Raw genomic sequence first — 3,033 nt, 5'->3', positions numbered from 1 at the left:
CCAGTATCTCGATGATCTCCGAGACACGATAGACGAGGACGTAATTGGGGGTGATGATTGCTTCGCGCGTGTCGGGGACGCGCCCGGCGCGGTGCATATAGGGATGATCGGCGAGGCGCTCGGCGGCATATTCGAGCAGATCGGCAAGGCGAGCGGCGGCTGCGGGATTGCGATCGGAAATATAGTCGATGATCCGGTCGGCATCTTCGCGCGCCTTCGGGCGCCAGATGATGTGCGGCATCAGGCCTGCTTGGCTTTCTTGGCCTCGATCATCGCGCGCAGTTTCGCCATGACCTGATCATGCGGGATGCCGGGCCGGGGATCGGCCAGGGCGGCTTCCACCTTCGCGCGGAACCAGGCGTCGTAGGCCTCGGCCTCCTCGGTCGTCGCGAACTCGGACTCGATGGGGGTGAGTTTGGTCATGGGACGGAGAATATCAGCGATGCAGGGTGGTGCCAATCAGCGACGGCCGGGATTGGTCCGATTTGGATGGGTTGGATTACCAGTTGCCGCCGGCGTCCTTTATGGCTTTGAGCAGCGCTTTCTTGCTGGCGGTGCGGCGGGTGCCGCTGTTGCGGGGCATGATGGCGGCATCGCCAAGCGCTTCGCGGCGGCGTGCGAGATCGGCCGCAAAGCTCTTGAAGGCGATGCGGCGGCCGAGCCAATTTTCGGGCTTGTCAGTTGCGGACATCGTCTGCTCCGAAATCACCGCCGGTTTCATGGCGGACGCGGTGTTCAAGATAGTCCATATTCGCGCCCGGGTGAAGACGGAGCAGCGTTTTGGCCTGCGCCAGCATCTCGCGGGCTGTGCCCGAAGCATATTGGCCCATGCGGTCGGCAATCAGGTCTTCCACCGAAATGATGGCGAAGGGCGGGCCATTTTCGAAATCTTCGACAAGGGCGATATGTTCGCGCGTCACAGCGCCATCCAGCGGCATGTCGCCGACAACCTCGAAGCCAAGGCCAAGATCGGGATGAACCCAGCCGCGCGTGGCGCGGCCCGGTCCCGATGGGCGGACAAAGCCTTGGCGCTGGAATTCCTCTTCCAGCGCATCTTGTGCCGGTGAGCAGAGATCGAAGTCGCCGGTCGTGATGAAGCCCATGCTGTAAAATTCTACAGCCGCTCCCCCAACAAGAATGGGGCGGGTGAAACCTCGTGCCGTCATGGCATCGCTGATGCGCGCGAAGATTTCGAGCGCGGCGGTGAATTCTGGGCGATAGTGGGGCATGGAAGCCTACTATTGGAGTGGATGCCGCCGCCTATGGCGCAACAGTCGTTTCTTGATAGAGGGCGCTTGCTTTTTTCAATAGTTCTATCCCGGCTTCGCGACTGACAATGGCGGTGTAGCGGGCCATATTTCCGCAAAAGCCTCCGACCCGTCCCTCGCGTTCCACGCTCGTCGAAATGGGGCGTGTGATGGAAGAGCCGTCAGCAAGCTGGATGCGAACCTCTGCCGAGAGTTTGACCTCGTTTTTGCAAATCCCCTTGAATTCACCGGTGCGCAGGCACCGCAAGAGGGTCGAACCGCTGGTCAGGCGCAGCGTCAGTCGTGCAGGTTCCGGCGGCGGGGATGGCAGAAGTCGCTGCATCAACGCCGATATGGGATTTTCCATCTTATATGCCTGGCAACTCAGGCTGACGATCTTTGCCGTGTGATCGGCGGCCGAGGCATTTTCCAGGGCAATGGGCAATGACGCTGGATCGGGTGCATCGGAAAAGGGCCCCTGGATGCCCTGATCCTGAGCGGCGCTTTCAATCGCTGCCTTGTCGAGGCTGTAGTCCACGACACGGCTGCCTGCAGGCGAAGCGGCGGCGAGCGTTGCGCTCGCCACCGTCACACAAAGCCACGGCTTCATGTTGCTCAATTCGCCGTGGCGCTGGCGATTGAGGTTTGAGCGGCCTTTTCGCGCGCCTTTACCCGCTTCTTCCAGTCCTTCTTGGTGCTGCCGGTGAGGATGCGAGCGCTCTCCAGAGAGAATTCTTCCGCCAGCTTCTCCCGGATGCCACTGCCACGGATGAGCAGGCCGCCCCAGCCGCCGTGCGAATTGAGCACATGGACATAGAAGGAGCCGAGATTTTGGTCGCCGGTTGCGTTGAAAATGTCCACCTTACCTGCAAGTTCGTCCGACGAACTGCTGATCAGGAGAGCCATAGCCGCATTTGCCGTCTTGATCGCCTCTACGGTGATGCGCAGTTTGATTGGGACGCCTTTGCCCTCGGTCAAGCCCCAGTCGCGCGTGACATCCTGCATCACGAGAGGAAACATGACCTCGAACGGCAGGGTCGCATATTCGGTGTGAGCGGGGCGAGCAGAGGCGGGATCGTAAGCGGCAAGTCCTGCTGCCGTCCGCTTTTCCGCTGCCTTGGCTTCGAGCTTATCGAGCTTTTCCCTGGCGGTGTCGGCTATGATCACTTCTACCGCGGTGACATGGTTGTTGTCGACGATCTCCTTGGGCAGATCTTCGATCACCGTGCGCTGTTTCGCTTGCGCCGTTGTGCTGGCCGCGAATAAGGCAGCCAGAAGCATCAGATATTTCACTGTTGAACCCCCGTTATACATATCCCGCGCAAACCCCCGCGCGAGCGTTCCATCAGTATGATTTGGCACGCGAAATTGGTCAATCGGAGAAGCCTTCCTGATTGTTGCGAAACGGTCCGTTTCGCAATGTGAGCTTCGTCCCTATTCCGCCGCCACAGCCTCCAACCCCAGCAACGGCGCCAGATAGCGCCCGGTGAAGCTCCGGGCGTTCTTCGCGACCTTTTCCGGCGTGCCTTCGGCGACGACTTCGCCGCCCTTCACGCCGCCTTCGGGGCCCATGTCAATGATCCAATCCGCCGTTTTGATGACGTCGAGATTATGTTCAATGACCACCACGCTGTTGCCCTGTTCGACCAGCGCGTGGAGGACTTCGAGCAGCTTGCGGACGTCCTCGAAGTGGAGGCCGGTGGTGGGTTCGTCCAAGATATAGAGGGTCTGGCCGGTGGCGCGGCGGGAGAGTTCCTTGGCGAGCTTGACGCGCTGGGCTTCGCCG

At 60.6% G+C, this 3,033-nt stretch carries 6 protein-coding genes and 1 pseudogene; all 7 read right to left on the bottom strand.

Annotated features, from left to right (window positions below; translation table 11 throughout):
• Positions 1–241, bottom strand: a 241-nt coding sequence (locus tag V7D69_RS15685; protein WP_333606293.1) for a type II toxin-antitoxin system RelE/ParE family toxin, incomplete at its 3' end; no start/stop codon positions are given.
• Positions 241–423: a type II toxin-antitoxin system RelB family antitoxin gene (gene relB, locus V7D69_RS15680; protein WP_333606292.1), complete on the bottom strand. Its 183-nt coding sequence runs from the start codon at positions 421–423 to the stop codon at positions 241–243. The genes V7D69_RS15685 and relB, both read right to left, overlap by 1 nt.
• A gap of 76 nt (positions 424–499) precedes the next feature.
• Entirely contained in the window at positions 500–691 is a 192-nt protein-coding gene (locus tag V7D69_RS15675) for a hypothetical protein (RefSeq protein WP_333606291.1), read from the bottom strand.
• Positions 678–1,229 carry a hypothetical protein gene (locus V7D69_RS15670; RefSeq protein WP_333606290.1) on the bottom strand — a complete coding sequence of 184 codons (552 nt, stop codon included), beginning with the start codon at positions 1,227–1,229 and terminating at the stop codon, positions 678–680. Before V7D69_RS15670 ends, V7D69_RS15675 begins: the two co-directional genes overlap by 14 nt.
• 31 nt (positions 1,230–1,260) lie before the next feature.
• Entirely contained in the window at positions 1,261–1,857 is a 597-nt protein-coding gene (locus V7D69_RS15665) for a hypothetical protein (RefSeq protein ID WP_333606289.1), read from the bottom strand.
• 5 nt (positions 1,858–1,862) lie between these two features.
• On the bottom strand, positions 1,863–2,528 hold the full coding sequence (locus V7D69_RS15660) for a hypothetical protein (RefSeq protein ID WP_333606288.1): 666 nt from the start codon (positions 2,526–2,528) through the stop codon (positions 1,863–1,865).
• Between the two features lie 153 nt (positions 2,529–2,681).
• A pseudogene (locus V7D69_RS15655) lies at positions 2,682–3,033 on the bottom strand (excinuclease ABC subunit UvrA); the annotation flags it as partial.

The sequence above is a fragment of the Novosphingobium sp. genome, from assembly GCF_036733805.1.
Classification (GTDB): domain Bacteria; phylum Pseudomonadota; class Alphaproteobacteria; order Sphingomonadales; family Sphingomonadaceae; genus Novosphingobium.
The sequence above is the reverse complement of the archived record's forward strand: the minus strand, read 5'-3'. Positions and strand labels throughout refer to the sequence as shown.

Coding starts and splice junctions, on each gene's coding strand:
- relB (WP_333606292.1), bottom strand. CDS start 423: ATGACCAAACTCACCCCCATCGAGTCCGAGTTCGCGACGACCGAGGAG.
- V7D69_RS15675 (WP_333606291.1), bottom strand. CDS start 691: ATGTCCGCAACTGACAAGCCCGAAAATTGGCTCGGCCGCCGCATCGCC.
- V7D69_RS15670 (WP_333606290.1), bottom strand. CDS start 1,229: ATGCCCCACTATCGCCCAGAATTCACCGCCGCGCTCGAAATCTTCGCG.
- V7D69_RS15665 (WP_333606289.1), bottom strand. CDS start 1,857: ATGAAGCCGTGGCTTTGTGTGACGGTGGCGAGCGCAACGCTCGCCGCC.
- V7D69_RS15660 (WP_333606288.1), bottom strand. CDS start 2,528: ATGCTTCTGGCTGCCTTATTCGCGGCCAGCACAACGGCGCAAGCGAAA.